17 protein-coding genes are annotated in these 17,121 nt (G+C 70.6%); 9 read left to right on the top strand and 8 right to left on the bottom strand.

Annotation, left to right across the window (positions count from 1 at the left end; genetic code table 11):
• Positions 1-43 precede the first annotated feature (43 nt).
• Genes PK606_RS08325 through PK606_RS08315 form a run of 3 tightly spaced genes read left to right on the top strand, consistent with a single transcriptional unit; the run spans position 44 to position 3,081 of the window.
• Positions 44-955 carry a DMT family transporter gene (locus tag PK606_RS08325; protein ID WP_324562675.1) on the top strand — a complete coding sequence of 304 codons (912 nt, stop codon included), beginning with the start codon at positions 44-46 and terminating at the stop codon, positions 953-955.
• A 47-nt stretch (positions 956-1,002) separates the two neighbouring features.
• On the top strand, positions 1,003-1,812 hold the full coding sequence (locus tag PK606_RS08320) for a YecA/YgfB family protein (protein ID WP_324562673.1): 810 nt from the start codon (positions 1,003-1,005) through the stop codon (positions 1,810-1,812).
• Between the two features lie 21 nt (positions 1,813-1,833).
• On the top strand, positions 1,834-3,081 hold the full coding sequence (locus tag PK606_RS08315) for a spore maturation protein (protein WP_324562671.1): 1,248 nt from the start codon (positions 1,834-1,836) through the stop codon (positions 3,079-3,081).
• Positions 3,082-3,144: 63 nt separating this feature from the next.
• Here the strand turns inward: PK606_RS08315 and PK606_RS08310 are convergent, their stop codons facing one another.
• The 4 genes from PK606_RS08310 to PK606_RS08295 form a co-directional block, all read right to left on the bottom strand.
• Complete coding sequence (locus PK606_RS08310) at positions 3,145-4,536, bottom strand: hypothetical protein (RefSeq protein WP_324562669.1); 1,392 nt, start codon at positions 4,534-4,536, stop codon at positions 3,145-3,147.
• A 299-nt stretch (positions 4,537-4,835) separates the two neighbouring features.
• Complete coding sequence (locus PK606_RS08305; RefSeq protein WP_324562667.1) at positions 4,836-6,608, bottom strand: hybrid sensor histidine kinase/response regulator; 1,773 nt, start codon at positions 6,606-6,608, stop codon at positions 4,836-4,838.
• A 23-nt stretch (positions 6,609-6,631) separates the two neighbouring features.
• Positions 6,632-7,309 (bottom strand): response regulator transcription factor, encoded by a 678-nt coding sequence (locus PK606_RS08300; RefSeq protein ID WP_324562666.1) that lies wholly within the window; start codon positions 7,307-7,309, stop codon positions 6,632-6,634.
• Positions 7,310-7,522: 213 nt separating this feature from the next.
• Positions 7,523-8,428: a LysR family transcriptional regulator gene (locus PK606_RS08295; RefSeq protein WP_324562664.1), complete on the bottom strand. Its 906-nt coding sequence runs from the start codon at positions 8,426-8,428 to the stop codon at positions 7,523-7,525.
• 72 nt (positions 8,429-8,500) lie between these two features.
• Here PK606_RS08295 and PK606_RS08290 point away from each other — a divergent pair, with 72 nt between their 5' ends.
• Both PK606_RS08290 and PK606_RS08285 read left to right on the top strand, forming a co-directional pair.
• Entirely contained in the window at positions 8,501-9,715 is a 1,215-nt protein-coding gene (locus PK606_RS08290) for a YbfB/YjiJ family MFS transporter (protein WP_324562662.1), read from the top strand.
• A 34-nt stretch (positions 9,716-9,749) separates the two neighbouring features.
• Positions 9,750-10,181, top strand: coding sequence for a carboxymuconolactone decarboxylase family protein (locus tag PK606_RS08285; protein WP_324562660.1), 432 nt, complete (start codon positions 9,750-9,752; stop codon positions 10,179-10,181).
• Between the two features lie 150 nt (positions 10,182-10,331).
• Here PK606_RS08285 and rsmI read toward each other — a convergent pair whose 3' ends face one another.
• Positions 10,332-11,255: a 16S rRNA (cytidine(1402)-2'-O)-methyltransferase gene (rsmI, locus tag PK606_RS08280; protein WP_324562658.1), complete on the bottom strand. Its 924-nt coding sequence runs from the start codon at positions 11,253-11,255 to the stop codon at positions 10,332-10,334.
• A 30-nt stretch (positions 11,256-11,285) separates the two neighbouring features.
• Between rsmI and PK606_RS08275 the strand changes: the two genes are divergently transcribed.
• From PK606_RS08275 to PK606_RS08265, 3 genes are all read left to right on the top strand, one after another.
• On the top strand, positions 11,286-11,663 hold the full coding sequence (locus PK606_RS08275) for a YraN family protein (protein ID WP_324562762.1): 378 nt from the start codon (positions 11,286-11,288) through the stop codon (positions 11,661-11,663).
• Between the two features lie 109 nt (positions 11,664-11,772).
• Positions 11,773-12,372 carry an SIS domain-containing protein gene (locus PK606_RS08270; protein WP_324562655.1) on the top strand — a complete coding sequence of 200 codons (600 nt, stop codon included), beginning with the start codon at positions 11,773-11,775 and terminating at the stop codon, positions 12,370-12,372.
• A complete protein-coding gene (locus PK606_RS08265) occupies positions 12,369-13,115 on the top strand; it encodes a BON domain-containing protein (RefSeq protein ID WP_324562653.1) in 747 nt (248 codons plus the stop codon). Before PK606_RS08270 ends, PK606_RS08265 begins: the two co-directional genes overlap by 4 nt.
• A gap of 36 nt (positions 13,116-13,151) precedes the next feature.
• Here the strand turns inward: PK606_RS08265 and PK606_RS08260 are convergent, their stop codons facing one another.
• Genes PK606_RS08260 through PK606_RS08250 form a run of 3 tightly spaced genes read right to left on the bottom strand, consistent with a single transcriptional unit; the run spans position 13,152 to position 16,322 of the window.
• Positions 13,152-14,069 carry an NAD(P)-dependent oxidoreductase gene (locus PK606_RS08260; protein ID WP_324562651.1) on the bottom strand — a complete coding sequence of 306 codons (918 nt, stop codon included), beginning with the start codon at positions 14,067-14,069 and terminating at the stop codon, positions 13,152-13,154.
• Positions 14,070-14,097: 28 nt separating this feature from the next.
• On the bottom strand, positions 14,098-15,234 hold the full coding sequence (locus PK606_RS08255; protein WP_324562650.1) for a PilT/PilU family type 4a pilus ATPase: 1,137 nt from the start codon (positions 15,232-15,234) through the stop codon (positions 14,098-14,100).
• 44 nt (positions 15,235-15,278) lie between these two features.
• Positions 15,279-16,322, bottom strand: coding sequence for a type IV pilus twitching motility protein PilT (locus PK606_RS08250; protein WP_324562648.1), 1,044 nt, complete (start codon positions 16,320-16,322; stop codon positions 15,279-15,281).
• A 91-nt stretch (positions 16,323-16,413) separates the two neighbouring features.
• On the opposite strand from PK606_RS08250, the gene PK606_RS08245 reads away from it, so the two are divergent.
• On the top strand, positions 16,414-17,115 hold the full coding sequence (locus PK606_RS08245) for a YggS family pyridoxal phosphate-dependent enzyme (RefSeq protein WP_324562645.1): 702 nt from the start codon (positions 16,414-16,416) through the stop codon (positions 17,113-17,115).
• Positions 17,116-17,121 lie beyond the last annotated feature (6 nt).

Genomic DNA, 17,121 nt, shown 5'->3' with positions numbered 1-17,121 from the left:
GGCGTCAGCACAATGCGTGCTTCGCCGCCATGATTGCCCGCTGATGCCCGAACCACCCGCCCGCGCCCTGAGCGGCCTGGCATTTGCCACGCTGCTGTCCATCGCCTTCGTGTTCGGCGCCAACCACGTGGCGGCGCGGTTGGCGTTCGACCACGGCGTCGACGTGCCGACCGCGGTGACGGTGCGCAGCCTCGGCACCGCGCTGGCGGTGGGCCTGCTGCTGATCATCCAGAAGGTGCCGACGCGGCTGAACGCGCGCGAACGCAAGGCGCTGCCGGCCATCGGCGTGCTGGTCGCGATCCAGAGCGTCTGGCTGTACTCGGCGGTGGCTCGGCTGCCGGTGGCGCTGGCGCTGCTGGCCTTCAACCTGTTCCCGCTGATGACGGCGCTGTGGGCGCGCGTGCTGTACGGGCACCGGGCCGAACGCGCGCTGATGATCGCGATGCCGCTGATCCTGTTCGGGCTGGTGCTGGCGCTCGACGTTTTCGGCGCCGCCTCCGGCCTGGGCGCCGCCGGGCAGTGGCAGCAGATCGGCGCCGGCGTGGCGTTTGCCGTCGGTGCCGCGGTGGTGTTCGGGCTGGCGCTGGTGCTGACGCAGCACGAGGCCGGTGCGCTCGACGGGCGGCTGCGCACCTTCGGCACCATGGCCATGGTCGGCGTGCTGGCCGGCTCGGTGTCGCTGGCGCGCGGCGGCTTCGCGCTGCCCGACGCGCCGCCGGGCTGGTGGGGGCTGGGGCTGCTGACGCTGTTCTACGGCACCGGCATCACCGTCCTGTTCACGCTGCTGCCGCGCCTGGGCGTGGTCGGCAACTCGGCCATCATGAACGTCGAGCCGGTGTTCGCGCTGGTGCTGGCCTGGGTCATCCTGGGCCAGGCGATCGCGCCGGTGCAGGTGCTGGGCGCGCTGATCGTGGTTGGCGCCGTGGTCTGGCTCGGGATGCGCAAGCGGCGTTAGCGCGTCCGCAGGACGCTACCATGCGTGGCCAAAGCCAGGAAGCCCACATGACGATGCCATCCGAATCACCTGAAACACCCGCACCGGGCACCGACTTCGACGACGCCACTTCCGCCACGCTCGACACGCTGGAAGACGTGCTCGACGCTGTGCGCGAACGCCAGCCGGAGGCGCCGCCCTGGGAATTCTGCGAAGGCCTGCTGACGGCGCTGCTGTGCACGCGGCGCGAGATCGGCGACGACGAATGGCTGCCAGCGCTGTTTGGTGGTGATGCCGATGCGGTGTTCGCCAGCGCCGGCGAGCGTACGCGCTTCGTCATGGGCTGGCTGGAGCGCGGCGCGCAGCTGCGTGCTGCCCTGCAGGCGCCGGTTGAGTCGCTGGAGGACGAGCGCGCACTCAGCCCGGCGGTGATCGACTGGCGCGGGCTGCTGGCCAGCCTGCCGGAGGCCGAGCGCCAGGCCGTCGCCGACGAGCAGGACGGCGCGCCGCCGGCGCTGGCGCAGGGCTGGGCGCAGGGCTTCCTGTTCGCGGTCGAGCACTGGGCTGACGACTGGGCGCCGCCGCGCGATCCGGAGATCGCCGAGATGATGGCCGACGCGCTCGACTGCATCGCCGAACTGCTGGAAGACGACCGCGGCGACCCGGTGCTGAACCTGCACGAGGAAAGCGCGCCGCCCAGCGTCAGCCAGGAGCGTTTCGAACTCTTTGGCGAGGCGCTGTGGGCGGTCTACGACCTGTTCGACATCGCGCAAAGCCTGGGTCCGCGCACGGCGCCGGCGCAGAGCAGCAAGGTGGGCCGCAACGATCCCTGCCCCTGCGGCAGCGGGAAGAAATACAAGAAGTGCTGCGGCCAGTGAGCGTGGCGGCGGGAGCCTGAGGTGGTCCTGAACCTCGTCTGGCTCGGCTTCTTCCTGAGCGCCTTCGTGGCCGCGCTGGTGGCGCTGGCGCAGGGCGACATGACGGTGTTCCCGAAGCTGATGACGGGCATGTTCGATGCCGCCAGGACCGGCTTCGACATCTCCATCGGCCTGGTCGGCATCATGGCGCTGTGGCTGGGCCTGATGAAAATCGGCGAGCGCGCGGGGGTGGTCGATGGCTTCGCGCGCGCCGTCAACCCGGTGTTCAGGCACCTGTTTCCGGGCGTGCCGCGCGGCCATCCGGCGCAGGGTGCGATGACCATGAACATCAGCGCCAACCTGCTGGGCCTCGACAACGCCGCCACGCCGCTGGGGCTGAAGGCGATGCAGGAGCTGCAGGCGCTGAACCCGAAGCCCGACACCGCCACCAACGCGCAGATCATGTTCCTGGTGCTGAACACGGCCGGGTTGACGTTGATCCCGACGTCGGTGATCGCGATCCGCCAGACCATGGCCGTCAAGCAGGGGCTGCTGAACTTCAATGCCGCCGACATCTTCCTGCCGACGCTGGTGGCCACCGCCTGCGGCCTGCTGTCGGCGCTGGTGGCGGTGTCGCTGGCGCAGCGCATCCGGCTGTGGCGCGCCGGGCTGCTGCTGCCGATGCTGGGTTTTGCCGCCATCGTCGGCCTGCTGGTGGCCTGGCTGGCGCGCTTTCCGCCCGAGCAGGCGGCGCAGTGGATGAGCGTCATCGGCGCCGGCTTCATCCTGACGGTGGTGGTGGCCTTCCTGGTGGCCGGCGCGTGGCGCCGCGTCAACGTGTACGAAGCCTTCATCGACGGTGCCAAGGACGGCTTCGGCGTCGCGGTGCAGATCATTCCCTACCTGGTCGCCATGCTGGTGGCGATCGGGGTGTTCCGCGCTGCCGGGCTGATGGACATCGTGATGGGCTGGATCGCCGCCGCGGTGGCGGCGCTCGGGCTGCCGACCGACTTCCTGCCGGCGCTGCCGGTGGGGCTGATGAAGATCCTGTCGGGCTCGGGCGCGCGCGGGTTGATGGTCGACGTGATGCAGGTGCACGGCGTCGATTCGTTTCCGGCCAAGCTGGCGGCCATCATCCAGGGCTCGACCGAGACCACGCTGTACGTGCTGGCGGTGTACTTCGGCAGCGTCGGCGTCAAGCAGACGCGCCACGCGCTGCCCTGCGCGCTGTTCGCCGACCTAGTCGGCCTGGTGGCGGCGATCCTGGTCGGCTACGCGTTCTTCAAGTGAGGCGCCTCGGCCCGAGTCGGGGTGGCCGGGGGCGCCGCCCCGCGCGTGGCCTGGCCGCGCCGCTCACTCGGCCTTGAACGACCACGTCGACGAAATCTGCATCGTGCCCATGGCGCAGTTGATGCTGTTCGATCCGCTCAGATCCTCGATGTCGGTGTAGGCCGGCATGCTCGCCAGGTCGGCAGCGTTCTCGGAGCAGTGGTTGGTGATCATCACCGGGAACGGGCTGTTCGGCAGTGTGGCCGAGATGGCGTACCAGTAGCGGCTGGTGGGCGCGGAGCCAGCACGCGCGGGGTCGAACACCACCATGCTGCTGCCGCTGTCGATCTCCACCGTGCCGGACTGGGTGTAATCGTCGCCGAGCTTGACCGTGAGCGATACGGTACCGAAGGCGCGGTACTTGGTCAGGTCGCTCGGCAGCACCTCGACCGGCGTGAAACGGATGTCCTTGCCCTCCAGGCTGGCCTGCCAGCCACCACTCGTCACCGTGCCTGACACCGTGCCGCGGTAGGCCGTGGTGTCCCCGAGAATCTCGATGTTGGACATCACCCGCAGCTTGCGCCTGGTGCCTTGCACCTCGGCTGAAACGGCCACCGGATTCGATGAGGGCACGCTGGGCGGCGCCGTATAGGTGGCGCCGCGCCCGCCACCGGCCACCGTGCCCACTGTGGCATTGCCGCCCGGCGTGGCGTTGACGGCCCAGTTGGTGACCTGGTTCAGGGGCACGATCGGCGCGAGCTCGTCGTTGCTGTTGTCGCAGTCGAAGCCGATTGGCGTCGGGTCGCTGCTGCCCGCCACGGGTGCGTAGCAGTACACCAGCGTCAGCGGCAGGCTGGCGCGGGTCTTGACCTTGGCGCTGGCCGGATGGAGTTGGAAGCCCTTGACCAATGACCAGTCGCTGAAGTGGGTGGTCGTCGCCGTGACGGTGCGGCTGTTCTCATCCAGCGTGGCCTCGGCCATGCGCCAGGTGCCGTCGGCCTGCCGGGTGGCGATGCCCAGTGTGTCGGCGCTGCTGCCGGCGGTGTCGGCATCGGCGTAGCTGAAGCTGAGCTGCACCGGCCTGGCGAAGGCGACACCCTCCGGCGTCAGCCGGTAGCCTGCGCCGGCGCGCCCCGGCGCACCATTGGCGATGGGCTGGATGACGAGCGTGGTCGGCGTGGCGAGGGCGCCTTCCGGAACGACGAGCCGCAGCCTGCCGTCGGCGCTGGACAGCGTGCCGCCGGCCTGGTTCAGGCTGGCGCTGGCCGGCGCCCCCTGGTCGGCGCCAGGCGGCGTGACGAGCGGCTGCGGCCCACTCGGCGCGGGCGCCGGTGCGGGTGCAGGCGCGGGTGCTGGCGCCGGTGCGGGTGTCGGTGTCGGCGCGGGCGACGGCGCCGGATCGCTGCCGCCACAGGCCGACAGTGCCAGCAACAGCGGCGTGAGCCACACGAGGCGATGCTTGGGGGTGTTGTTCATGGCTGACCTCCTCACGATGAGAAAACAGGGGTTGCGTGACTCCATGCAAGGTCGCTCGGCCCGGTGCTTCGCGGCGTCCCGTCTCGGGTGTTCGGGCCAGCATCGGTGCACGGTTCGCAGGCGACTGCACGGGGGCATCTGCGGCGCGGGGCCTCGGGTGCTGGCAGCACTGTGCGCGTGCGGTCGATGCGGCAACAGTGCCAAAAGTCACATTCGCACACACCACGGACGCACGGCGCCGTCTCGCGATGACGGTCAACCGGGCACGGATGCGGCGCTGCCGGCGGTGTGAACAGGCCCTATGAGGTGCGCTGCAGCAGGCGCGCCAGTGCCGCCAGCAGTGCTGATGCGGTCACGGGTTTGAACAGCACCGGCAGACCGGCTTCGCCGACGCGCTGCAGCGGCTCCGGCGCGGTTTCGCCCGTGATCAGCAGGGTCGGCAGCGCAGCCCCACGCTGGTCGCGCAATTGCTGGGCAAGCGCCAGCCCGTCGGCACCTTCGGCGAGACGCAGGTCGCAGATCAGGGCGTCGAACGGCCGCTTGGCCGCGTCGGCCTGGGCCAGGCACTGCCTGGCCGCGGCCGGCGTCGCCGCATGCACCAGCTCGATGCCGTGCGCGTGCAGCCAGGCCGCCATGGCGACGGCGACGTCGTCCTCGTCCTCGACCAGCAGCAGCCGCAGGCCGGGCGCGGCCGTCGGCACGGCCGGCGCCGTCGGCTCATCGGCCGGCGCCGGCGCCAGGCCGCGCGGTGCCGCAGGCAGCACCACCCGCAGGCGGCTGCCCCGCCCAGGTCGCGAGTGCAGTTGCACCGGGTGGGCCAGCAGGTCCGACAGGCGCCGCACGATGGACAGGCCCATGCCCAGCCCGCGTGATCGGTCGCGCCCGGGGTTGCCGACCTGGAAGAAGTCGGCGAACACCTGCTCGCGGTGCTCGGTGGCGATGCCGATGCCGGTATCGACCACGTCGATCCACACCTGGGGGCCGCGTGCACGGGCCACCACCAGCACGCCGCCGCGTCTGCTGTACGTGAGCGCGTTGTCGATCAGGTTGGCCAGCAGGCGCTGCAGCAGTTCGGCGTCGGAGCGCACCCACAGCGGCGTCGCACGCACGCGCAGCTGCAGCTGGCGCTGCTCGGCCTCGCCGGCGAACATCTGCCCGAGCGCCTGCAGGATCGGGTTGAGGGCCAGATCAGCCGGGCTGGGCGCGACCACGCCGGCGTCCAGGCGCGAGATGTCGAGCATGGTGTCCAGCGACTGGCCGAGCGCGTCCACCGCGCGCATCAGGCGCAGCGCGTTGGCGTGCTGCGGCTGGCCGTGCAGTTCGCGCTCGAGCACGGCGCCGAACAGGCCGATCGCATGCACCGGCTGGCGCAGGTCGTGACTGGCGGCGGCCAGGAAGCGCGTCTTCTCCTCGCTCGCGTGGCGGGCCAGCTGCACCTGTTCGGACAGCTGCTCGGTCAGGGCCTGGTTCTCGAAGCGCATGATCAGTGACTCGGTCAGCAGCCGATGGTGCTGGCGCGCGATGCGCAGCGCCATCACCAGATACAGCAGCACGCTCAGGGCCAGGAACAGGTAGCGCAGGTCGGCGGCGCGCCACAGCAGCGCGCCGATCAGGCTCAGCAGGATCGGCAGCAGGAAGGCCAGCACCGCCGACCAGCGCGGCACCACGGCCGGCAGACCACCGGCGCACAGCAGCACCAGCAGCAGCACCGTGAAGATGTTGAGCGCGAAGGCGTCGGCCGGCATGAACAGCCAGGGCACGGCGGCCCAGACCATGCCGTGGTACAGGTAGGCGCCGAGGTACCAGCGCAGCCATTGCCGGCTTGCCGGCCCCGCCGCGGGGGCCTGCACAGTGAGGCGCCGGTAGAACGCCAGCGACACCAGACGCAGCGCGAACCAGCCGAGCAGGCGCGGATCGCGCAGCAGCCAGCCGTACAGCGCGGCATAGCCGGCCGACGCCAGCAGGCTGGCGACGAAGGCGCCCCGATAGCCGCCGAGCAGGGCCTTCACCTGCGCGTGCAGCACGCGGTCATCCACCGCGGTGCTGGCGCGGGAGCCGTGGTCGAGCGTCATGGCCAGCAGCTGGGTCGGCGCGCTCAGCGCAGGCGACTGATCAGTTCGGCGCGCGAGCGCACGCCGAACATCAGCAGCAGGGCCGAGACATGGTTCTTCACGGTGCCTTCGGCCAGGTGCACGTGCTCGGCAATCTCGCGGTTGGACCGTCCGGCCAGCAGCCAGTCGAGCATCTCGGCCTGCCGCCGGGTCAGGTGCAGGCGCTCGCCGTCGTGGGTACGCACCTCGCGCGCCACCTGCGCGTCGTGCGATTCCGTGCCTTGTCCCGTGACGGTTGCGGCGCCGGGACGCGCCGGATCGAGCAGACCGCGCGCCGCCAGGTAGTCGATCACGTCGGTCAGTTGCCCCGCCTTGGGCAGGAACGCGTGCGCCCCGGCCTCGCGCGCCTGCCGCTTCAGCGCCGGATCGGCGTCACCCGACAGCACGACGATCGGAGCGGCCGGGAAACGCGCCAGGAACTCGCGCAGGCCCGACAGGCCATGCGTGTCGGGCAGGTGCAGGTCCAGCAGCACCAGGACGATGCTGCCCGCATGCCGCGCGTACAGATGGATCGCATCGGCGAGCGTGCTGGCCTCCAGCGTTGCGACCGGTTCGGTGCCGCTGCCGGTGTGCGAGGCGATCAGCGCGCACAGGCCGAGCCGTACCAGTTCGTGGTCGTCCACGATCAGGATGCCGGGCGCGGCTTTCGCAGGGGCAATCATGCCTGCATGGTAGGCAGGTTGAGCCGGGCCGTGAAGTGACCAAAGTCATGCTGCGGTCGACCGCCGTTGCCCTTCGTGAGCGAGCGTGCAACCGGTCACCGACGGTTCCGAGTCGGCGTGCATCGGCGGCGTCGCGTACCCCGCGAACCGGCTCTGAACCCGGTGCCGGCACCGGTTCGCACGGCGCATGTGCCAGCAACCAGCGATCGTCGGTCAAGCTCGACGCCGCCGCTCAGATGTCTTCTTCGATGCCGCTGCGGCGCCTTGCCTGGGCATCATCCCGATCAATGCCTTCAGCGGCTCGCTCGGCTCGCCAGACCACACCAGGTGGGTGCGGTTGACGCGCAGCCGCGCCGGCAGCGGGTGCTGCTCGACCTCGGTCGCCATCACCGCCTGCTCGAGCAGTTCGGCTGGCACGATGCCGACGCCGATGCCGGCCGCCACGCAGGCCACGATGGCGTGGTACGAGGCCAGGTCGAGCAGCCTGCCCGGCGTGACGCCGTCGGCCGCCAGCCATTCGAGCAGGCGCTGGCGGTAGGAGCAGCCATTCGGGAACGTGACCAGGGTGCGCCCGTCCAGGTCGGCGGCGCGCCGAGGCCGCGGCTCGCCGCGCGCGCTGATCAGCACCAGCTCTTCCTGGAACGCCGGCACGCTGGCGAGGCGCGCCGGCTCGAACGGTTCGGACACGAAGGCGGCCTCGATCTCGAAGCGTTCCAGCTTGGCCAGCAGGGCCTGGGTGGTGCCGGTCTGCAGCTCGATCGACACTTCCGGGTACTCGGCGTGGAAGCCCGAAAGCAGCGGCGGCAGCCGCACGCCGGCAGCGCTCTCCAGCGAACCGAGCCGCAGTACGCCGCGCACCGTGCCGCTGCGCAGCTCCCGTTCGGCGGTGTCGGCCATCTGCAGCAGCCGCTCGGCGTGGCCCATCAGCACGCGGCCGGAATCGGTCAGCACCAGGCCACGGCCGCGGCGCTGGAACAGCGGCACGCCGAGCCGTTCCTCGAGCTGCTTGATGCGCGTGGTGACGTTGGACGGCACCCGGTGCAGGCGCCGGGCCGCGCGCGTCACGCCGCCTTCGTGCACCACCGAGCGGAAGATCTGCAGATCGTCAAGATCCATCATTCTCATATTGAGAATATTAGTTCAAGATAATTCAGTAGTCAAAACAACGCAATTGCGATCCAATGCGGACCCATGGCGGTACTTCATGAATCTGTTTCCGCGGCGCGCCCGCATGGGTCGATCGTCGCGGCCGGCATCGTGGCGCTCGCCATGGCCATGGGCATCGGCCGTTTCGCCTTCACGCCGCTCTTGCCCCTGATGCAGCGCGACGGCAGCCTGAGCGCCATCGGTGGCGCTGAATGGGCGGCGGCCAACTACGCCGGCTACCTGGTCGGCGCCATGACGGCGGCGCGCTTCTCGGCCGACCCGCGGCGCGGTCTCAACCTGGCGCTGGTCGGCGTCGGGCTGACGACGCTGGCGATCGCCCTGCTGGGCTTCCTGGAGCCGCGTGTCGCCCATGTCGGCGGCGTGGCGCTGCGGGCGCTGGCCGGCGTGTTCAGCGCCTGGGCACTGGTGTGCGCCAGCAGCTGGTGCCTGGCCGAGCTGGCGCGCCGCCAGGCGCCGAAGCTGGGCGCCTGGATTTACACCGGCGTCGGCCTGGGCATAGCGCTGGCCGGCGTGATGACCTGGCTCGGCGGGCAGCAGCCGGCCGACTGGCTGTGGCTGGAGCTGGGCGCGCTGGCCCTGGTCGGCGCGGTGTTCGTGCGGCGCCGCACGGCCAGCGTGCCGCTGCCGCCGCCGGTGGCGGCACGCGCCGCCGTCGGGCCGGCACGTGCGGCCACCGGCCACCTGGGCCTGGTGATGTGCTACGGCATCATGGGGCTGGGCTACATCGTGCCGGCCACCTTCCTGCCGATGATGGCGCGCCAGCAGGTGGCCGACCCGCTGGTGTTCGGGCTGACCTGGCCGCTGTTCGGCCTGGCGGCGGCCGGCTCGGTGGCCGCCGCCGCGCGCTGGCTGGGTGGCTGGCAGCGGCTGCGCATCTGGGCGGTGGCGCACGCCGCGATGGCGCTGGGCACCGCGCTGCCGCTGATCAGCCCCTCGCTGTGGTCGCTGGCCGGCTCCGCCGTGCTGGTCGGCGGCACCTTCATGGTCGCGACCATGGCCGGCCTGCAGCTGGCGCGCGAGGCCGCACCGGACAACCCGACGCCGCTGCTGGCGCGCATGACCGCCGCCTTCGCTGCCGGTCAGATCCTCGGGCCGCTGCTGGTGCGTGCGCTGGGTACCGGCCTGCACGGCGGGCTCGACGCGCTGGCCTGGAGTCATCTGGTCGCCACCCAGCTGCTGTTGCTGACCGCGTGGTGGCTGTGGCGCGCGGCGCCAGCGGCTGAAAGACAAGTGGAGTGAAAACATGGCATCGACACATTCCGATCATCCCGCCGTGGCGTTCCCCGAGCGCGGCCTGCCTGAGCGCATCGGCCCGCCGGCAAGCCTGAGCCCGGATCAGCAACAGGCGGCCCAGGAACTCATTGAGGGACCGCGCGGCGGCGTCTATGGGCCGTTCCGGCCCTTGCTGCATCGCCCGTCGCTGCTGCGTGCGGTCGGCAAGGTCGGGGAAACGCTGCGCTACCAGGGCACGCTGGAACCGGCGTTGCGCGAGTGGACGATCTGCGTGGTGGCGCGCGATCTTTCCAACGTGTTCGAGTGGGACATGCACCGACCGCTGGCCGCGGCGGCCGGCGTGCCGGTGGCGGCGCTCGATGCCCTCGAGGCGCATCGGCCGCTGCCGGACGGCACGTCCGGCGCGCTGGTGCTGGCGCAACAGGTGGCGCGCGAAATCATTGGTCAGCACCGGCTTGGCGATGAGACCTGAGCCAGTGCACGTGCCGAATGGGGCGAGGCGACGCTGGTCGAGCTGCTCAGCCTGATCGGCTACTTTGCCATGGTCTGCTGGCTGATGAACGTGGCGCGCACGCCGGGGCCGCAAGCCAGCCGCTGAGCGGACCGGAGCGCGCTGCCGCAGTCAGGCGGCGGGTGTCTCACGCGAGGCCAGGGCACGCTGGTACAGCGCGTTGCGCGGCTGGCCGCTGATCTCGGCCGCCAGCCTGACGGCAGTCTTCAGCGGCAGCTCGGCCAGCAGCAGACGCAGCAGCTTTTCGCCGTCATCCGCCGGCGCGGCGCCGGTGTCGGGGTGCAGCACCAGCACGAACTCGCCGCGCTGGCGCTGCGCGTCGGTCGCCAGCCAGGCGGGCAGTTCGGCACAGGTCATGGTAACGATCTGCTCGAACTGCTTGCTCAGTTCGCGCGCCACGGTGATGGCGCGGGCGCCCAGCGTGGCCAGGTCTTGCGCCAGCGCACCGATGCGGTGCGGTGCTTCCAGCAGCACCTGGGCGCGCGGCTCGGCACCCAGCGCCTGCACGGCAGCGGCCCGTTCGCTCGCCTTGGCCGGCAGGAAGCCGGTGAACACGAACTGGCCGTCGCCCGCCAGGCCGGCGGCGCTGAGTGCCGTCGTCACGCTGCTGGCGCCCGGCAGCGGCACCACGCGCAGGCCGGCGGCGGCGCAGGCAGCGGCCAGGCGCGCGCCCGGATCGCTGACCGCCGGCGTGCCGGCATCGCTGACGTAGGCCACGCGCTGGCCGGCCTGCAGGCGCGCGATGACGGCCTGCGCGGCTTCGGCCTCGTTGTGCTCATGCAGTGCAATCAAGGCCCCGGCGTCGATCTCGTAGGCGCGCAGCAATTGTTGCGTGTGGCGGGTGTCCTCGCAGGCGATCGCATCCACCAGCGCCAGCACGTGCAGCGCGCGCAGCGTGATGTCGGCCAGGTTGCCGATCGGCGTCGCCACCACGTACAGCGCGCCGGCCGGATAATGCTGCGGCCCGGCGGCCAGGCGCGCGGCTTCGAGCGCGGCATGGAAGCGGGATTTGCCGACGGGCGGGGAGGTGGTCATGCGGGCTCTTTCGGATTCGCCGTGGCACTGATGCCCGGCTGGCTGGGCGGCGGCAACACGCGCACGCGCGGCAGCGCGGCCGAGCAGGCGGCCCTGGCGCATTTGCGGGCCCAGGGCCTGCGCCTGGTCGAGCGCAATTATCGGACGCCCGGCCGCGGCGGTGGCGAGATCGACCTGATCCTGCGCGAGCCCGATGGCACCCTGGTGTTCGTCGAGGTGCGGGCGCGCATCGACGCTTCGCGCGGCGGTGCCGCCGCCAGCATCGGTGCGATCAAGCAGGGCCGCATCGTGCTGGCGGCGCGGCACTACCTGCTGCGCCACCGCAGCCCGCCGCCGTGCCGCTTCGATGTGGTGGCGATCGACGGCGAGCGCATCGAGTGGCTCAAGGCGGCCTTCGACGCCGGCTGAGCGGCCGCGCCGGTGATCGGAACGCCGTTGCCGTGGCCTGTCCGGCCAGCGTGGCGGTCTGCTCCTAAATTTGCACCGTGCTGCAGTTCCGGCGTTATGATCGGCGCCGATGCTCGAGCAACGGATCCAGCGCCACTTCATCGACAGCGCCGACCTGCAGTACCAGTGGGCGCAGGCGTCAGCACGGCCGATCGCCGATGCGGTGCAGGCGCTGCTGGCCTGCGTCACCGACGGCGGCAAGCTGCTGGTGTGCGGCAACGGCGTCTCGGCTGCGCTGGCGCAGTACCTGGCGGCGCTGATGGTGGGCGGATTCGAGCGCCAGCGGCCCGAGTTGCCGGCGCTGGCGCTGGGCTCCGACGGCGCGACGCTGACCGCGCTGGCGCGGCGTGGTGACTACGCCGATGCTTTCGCGGCCCAGGTGCGCGCACTCGGCAGCGCCGGCGACGTGCTGCTGATCGTGTCGCCGGACGGCAATGCCGCCAACCTGGTGCGCGCCGCGCAGGCTGCCCACGAGCGCGAGATGAGCGTGATCGCGCTCACCGGCCGCGGCGGCGGCGAGCTGGGCCGGCTGCTGCGCGAGACCGACGTGCACGTCAGCGTGCCGCACGAGCGCACGCCGCGCATCCACGAGGCGCACCAGCTGGTGCTGCACTGCCTGTGCGACGGGCTCGATCAGCAACTGCTTGGCGATGAGGAGATTCCTGCATGAATTCAGGTGCAACCCGGCTGATGGGTGCCGGTTTGGCGATGGTGCTGGTGGCAGGCGGCCTGGCCGGCTGCGCGGCGGCGGTGATCGGCGGCGCGGCCGCAGTCGGCACGCTGGCCACGGTCGAGCGCCGTAGCGCGCAGACCCGGGTGGCCGACCAGGCGATCGAGGTGCGCGCCACCAATCGGGCCAACGAACTGGTCGGCGAGCGCGGCCGCGTGAACGTGGTCAGCTACTACCGCAAGGTGCTGCTGACCGGCGAGGTGCCGGGCGAGGACGAGCGCCGCAAGGTGCAGGCGGCGGTGGCCGCGGTGCCCGAGGTGGCGGGCGTGGTCAACGAGTTGGCGGTGATGCCAGTCGCCAGCATGAACCAGCAGTCGGATGACACCATCCTGACCGGCCGTGTCAAGAGCAAGCTGCTGAGCACCAACGGCGTGCCGGCCAACAGCATCAAGGTCGTCAGCGAGCGCGGCACCGTGTACCTGATGGGGCGCCTGACGCGCAGCGAGACCGAACTGACGACCGAAGCGGCGCGCACCACCCCCGGCGTGCGGCGCGTGGTGCGCGTGATCGACTACATCAGCGACCAGTCGGTGACGCCACGTGATCCGGCCGGTAGTGCCGCCCCGCAGGCGCCCGCCACGGACCCCGAGCCGATCGGCGCCGTGACGCATCCGGTGACGCAGCCGGTGATCGAACCGGCGCGTCAGCCGGTGCAGGTGCAGCAACTGCCGCCGGTGAAATAACGGCGGCGTTTGCCCGCGCGGCGGATGCCGCCGGGCCTATTTCAGGCGCTTGATCAGGCTGGAGGTGTCCCAGCGGCTGCCGCCGAGCTGCTGCACATCGGCGTAAAACTGATCCACCAGCGCGGTCACCGGCAGGCGGGCGCCGTTGCGCTTGGCCTCGTCCAGGCACAGGCCGAGGTCCTTGCGCATCCAGTCGACGGCGAAGCCGAAGTCGAACCGGTCCTGCACCATGGTCGGGCCGCGGTTGTCCAGCTGCCAGCTCTGCGCCGCACCCTTGCTGATGACGTCGAGCACCTGGTTCATGTCGAGCCCGGCGCGCTGGCCGAAGGCGATCGCCTCCGACAGGCCCTGGATCAGCCCGGCGATCGAGATCTGGTTGACCATCTTGGTCAGCTGCCCGGCGCCGCTGGGGCCGAGCAGGGTGACGGCGCGCGCGAACGCCATCGCCACCGGCCGGATGGTGTCGAAGGCGGCCTGCTCGCCGCCGCACATCACCGTCAGCTGGCCGTTCTGCGCGCCGGCCTGGCCGCCGGAAACCGGCGCGTCGACGAAATGCAGCCCCCTGGCGCGCGCCGCCGCGTCGAGCTCGCGCGCCACGTTGGCCGAGGCCGTGGTGTGGTCGACGAAGACGGCGCCCGGCTTCATGCCGGCCAGGGCGCCGGTCTCGCCCAGCACCACCGAGCGCAGGTCGTCGTCGTTGCCGACGCAGCAGAACACGATGTCGGCCCGGGCGGCCGCCTGCGCCGGCGTGTCGGCGCGCGCAACCCTGGCCTGGCCGCCCAGTTGCGCCACCAGGGCATCGGCCTTGGCTGCGTTGCGGTTGTAGGCCGTCAGCTCGTGCCCGGCCAGCGCCAGATGGCCGGCCATCGGGTAGCCCATGACGCCGAGGCCGAGGAAGGCGACGCGGCGCGGCGGGGTGGTTTCGTAGGCCTTGGTGCCGATCTGGGTGTTCATGCGGCGGATTCTAGGCCGTGCACCGGGCTCACATGATCTCCAGATGCTCGGTGCCGGCCGCCAGGTCGGGCGACTTGGCGCGCTCGCTGCTGAGCTTGATGCGCAGGCGCAGGTCGTTGGCCGAATCGGCGTTGCGCAGCGCGTCCTGGTAGCTGATCAGGCCGGCCTCGAAGGCCTCGAACAGCGACTGGTCGAAGGTGCGCATGCCGAGTTCGCCGCTCTTCTTCATGATCTCGCGGATCTCGGTGACATCGCCCTTGAAGATCAGGTCGCTGATCAGCGGCGAGTTCAGCATGATCTCGACCACGGCGGTGCGGCCCTTGCCGTCCTGGCGCATGATGAGCCGCTGCGAGACCAGCGCACGCAGGTTCAGCGACAGGTCCATCAGCAGCTGCTGGCGCCGCTCCTCGGGGAAGAAGTTGATGATGCGGTCGAGCGCCTGGTTGGCGTTGCTGGCGTGCAGCGTGGCCAGGCACAGGTGGCCGGTCTCGGCGAAGGCGACCGCGTGCTCCATGGTCTCGCGGTCGCGGATCTCGCCCATCAGGATCACGTCGGGCGCCTGACGCAGCGAGTTCTTCAGCGCCACTTCCCAGCCGTCGGTGTCGATGCCGATCTCGCGCTGCGTGACGATGCAGTTCTTGTGCGCATGCACGAACTCGATCGGATCCTCCACCGTGACGATGTGGCCCTGCGTGTGCTGGTTGCGCCAGTCGATCATCGCCGCCAGCGTGGTCGACTTGCCCGAGCCGGTGGCGCCGACCAGGATCGCCAGCCCGCGCTTGGACATGGCGATCTCCTTCAGGATCTGCGGCATGCCGAGGCCGTCGATGGTCGGCAGCTGCTGCGGAATCACCCGCAGCACCATGCCGACCTGGCCCTGCTGCACGAAGGCGTTGCAGCGGAAGCGCCCGATGCCGGCCGGCGCGATGGCGAAGTTGCATTCCTTGCTGCGCTCGAACTCGGTCGCCTGGCGGTCGTTCATGACGGCGCGTACCAGGGTCAGCGTGTGCGCGGCGCTCAGGTTCTGCGCCGACGCCTTGTGGATGATGCCGTCGACCTTGATCGCCGGCGGAAAGCCGGCGGTGATGAACAGATCGCTGCCCTTGCGCGCCAGCAGCAGCTGCAGCAGATCGGTGATGAACTGGCTGGCCTGGTCTTGTTCCATGGCGTGTGCACTCCGCGGGCCGGGGTGCCCGCAAGCAGGGGTTGTCAGTCAGGAAAGTTCTCGGGGATCTTGGCGCGGATGCGCGCCTCGGCCGCGCTGATCACGTTGCGCCGCACCAGGTCGGTGAGGCACTGGTCCAGCGTCTGCATACCGAAGCTGTGGCCGGTCTGCATGGTCGAGTACATCTGCGCCACCTTGCCTTCGCGGATCAGGTTGCGGATCGCCGGGGTGCCGATCATGATCTCGTGCGCCGCCACGCGGCCGCTGCCGTCCTTGCGCTTGCACAGGGTCTGCGAGATCACCGCCACCAGCGACTCCGACAGCATGGCGCGCACCATCTCCTTTTCCTCGGCCGGGAAGACGTCGATGATGCGGTCGATGGTCTTGGCTGCCGACGAGGTGTGCAGGGTGCTGAACACCAGGTGGCCGGTCTCGGCGGCGGTCAGTGCCAGGCGGATCGTCTCCAGGTCGCGCATCTCGCCGACCTGCACCGCGTCCGGGTCCTCGCGCAGGCCCGAGCGCAGGGCGTTGGCGAAGCTGAGCGTGTGGGCGCCGACCTCGCGCTGGTTGATCAGGCACTTCTTCGACTCGTGCACGAACTCGATCGGGTCCTCGACCGTGATCACGTGCGCATGGCGCGATTCGTTCAGGTGGTTCAGCATGGCCGCCAGCGTGGTCGACTTGCCCGAGCCGGCGGGTCCGGTCACCAGCACCAGCCCGCGCGGCTTGAGCGCCAGGTCGGCGAAAATCTTCGGCGTGCCCAGTTCATCGAGCGTCAGAATGCGGCTTGGAATGGTGCGCAGCGCGCCAGCCGCGCCGCGCGCCTGGTTGAAGGCGTTGACGCGAAAGCGCGCCAGGCCTTCCACCTCGAAGGAAAAGTCGACCTCCAGATGCTCCTCGTAGGCCTTGCGCTGGGCATCGCTCATGATGTCGTAGAGCATGCCGAACACCTGCTTGTGGTCGAGCGGTTCGACGTTGAGCCGGCGCACGTCGCCGTGCACGCGGATCATCGGCGGCAGGCCGGCCGACAGGTGCAGGTCCGAGGCCTGGTTCTTGACGCTGAAAGCCAGCAGCTGGGTGATGTCCACGATCCGCCTTCCCTGATGTGCGATGCGAGCTTGTTCTTGTGAAGCTTCATCGGATGAAACTTCATTTTCACTTTGATACGCTGCAGCCATTATGACGACCATCGCCAGCAATCTCCAGGAAGTCCGCGCCCGCATCGCAGCGGCCTGCCGCGCCGCCGGACGGGACGAGGCCGGGGTCGCCCTGCTGGCGGTATCCAAGACCTTCGGCGCCGACGCGGTGCGGGCGGCGCATGCCGCTGGCCAGCGCGCCTTCGGCGAGAACTACATCCAGGAGGCGGGCGACAAGCTCGGCGCCCTGCGCGATCTGCCGCTCGAGTGGCACTGCATCGGCCCGATCCAGAGCAACAAGACGCGGCCGGTGGCCGAGCAGTTCGACTGGGTGCACACGCTGGACCGGCTGAAGATCGCCGAGCGCCTGTCGGCCCAGCGGCCGGATGCGCTGGCGCCGCTGAACGTCTGCATCCAGGTCAACATCGACGGCGGCGCTACCAAGTCGGGTGTGGCGCCGGCAGACGCGCTGGCGCTGGCGCAGGCGGTTGCCGTGCTGCCACGCCTGCGTGTGCGCGGCCTGATGACGATTCCCGAGCCCAGCCCCGATTTCGAATCGGCGCGCGCCGTCCATGCCCGCACCAAGGCCTTGTTCGATCAGCTGAACGCGCACGGCCTGGGGCTGGACACGCTGTCGATGGGCATGAGCGCCGACCTCGAGGCGGCGATCGCCGCCGGCTCGACCATAGTGCGGGTGGGCACGGCAATCTTTGGCGCACGGCCGGCCTCCTACAAAGCTGTCTGAATCGGT

Origin of the sequence: Ottowia sp. (genome assembly GCF_035444425.1) — a bacterium.
In the GTDB taxonomy this organism is placed as follows: domain Bacteria; phylum Pseudomonadota; class Gammaproteobacteria; order Burkholderiales; family Burkholderiaceae_C; genus Ottowia.
Note: the sequence above shows the minus strand (reverse complement) of the source record. Positions and strands in the feature narration are given on the sequence as shown.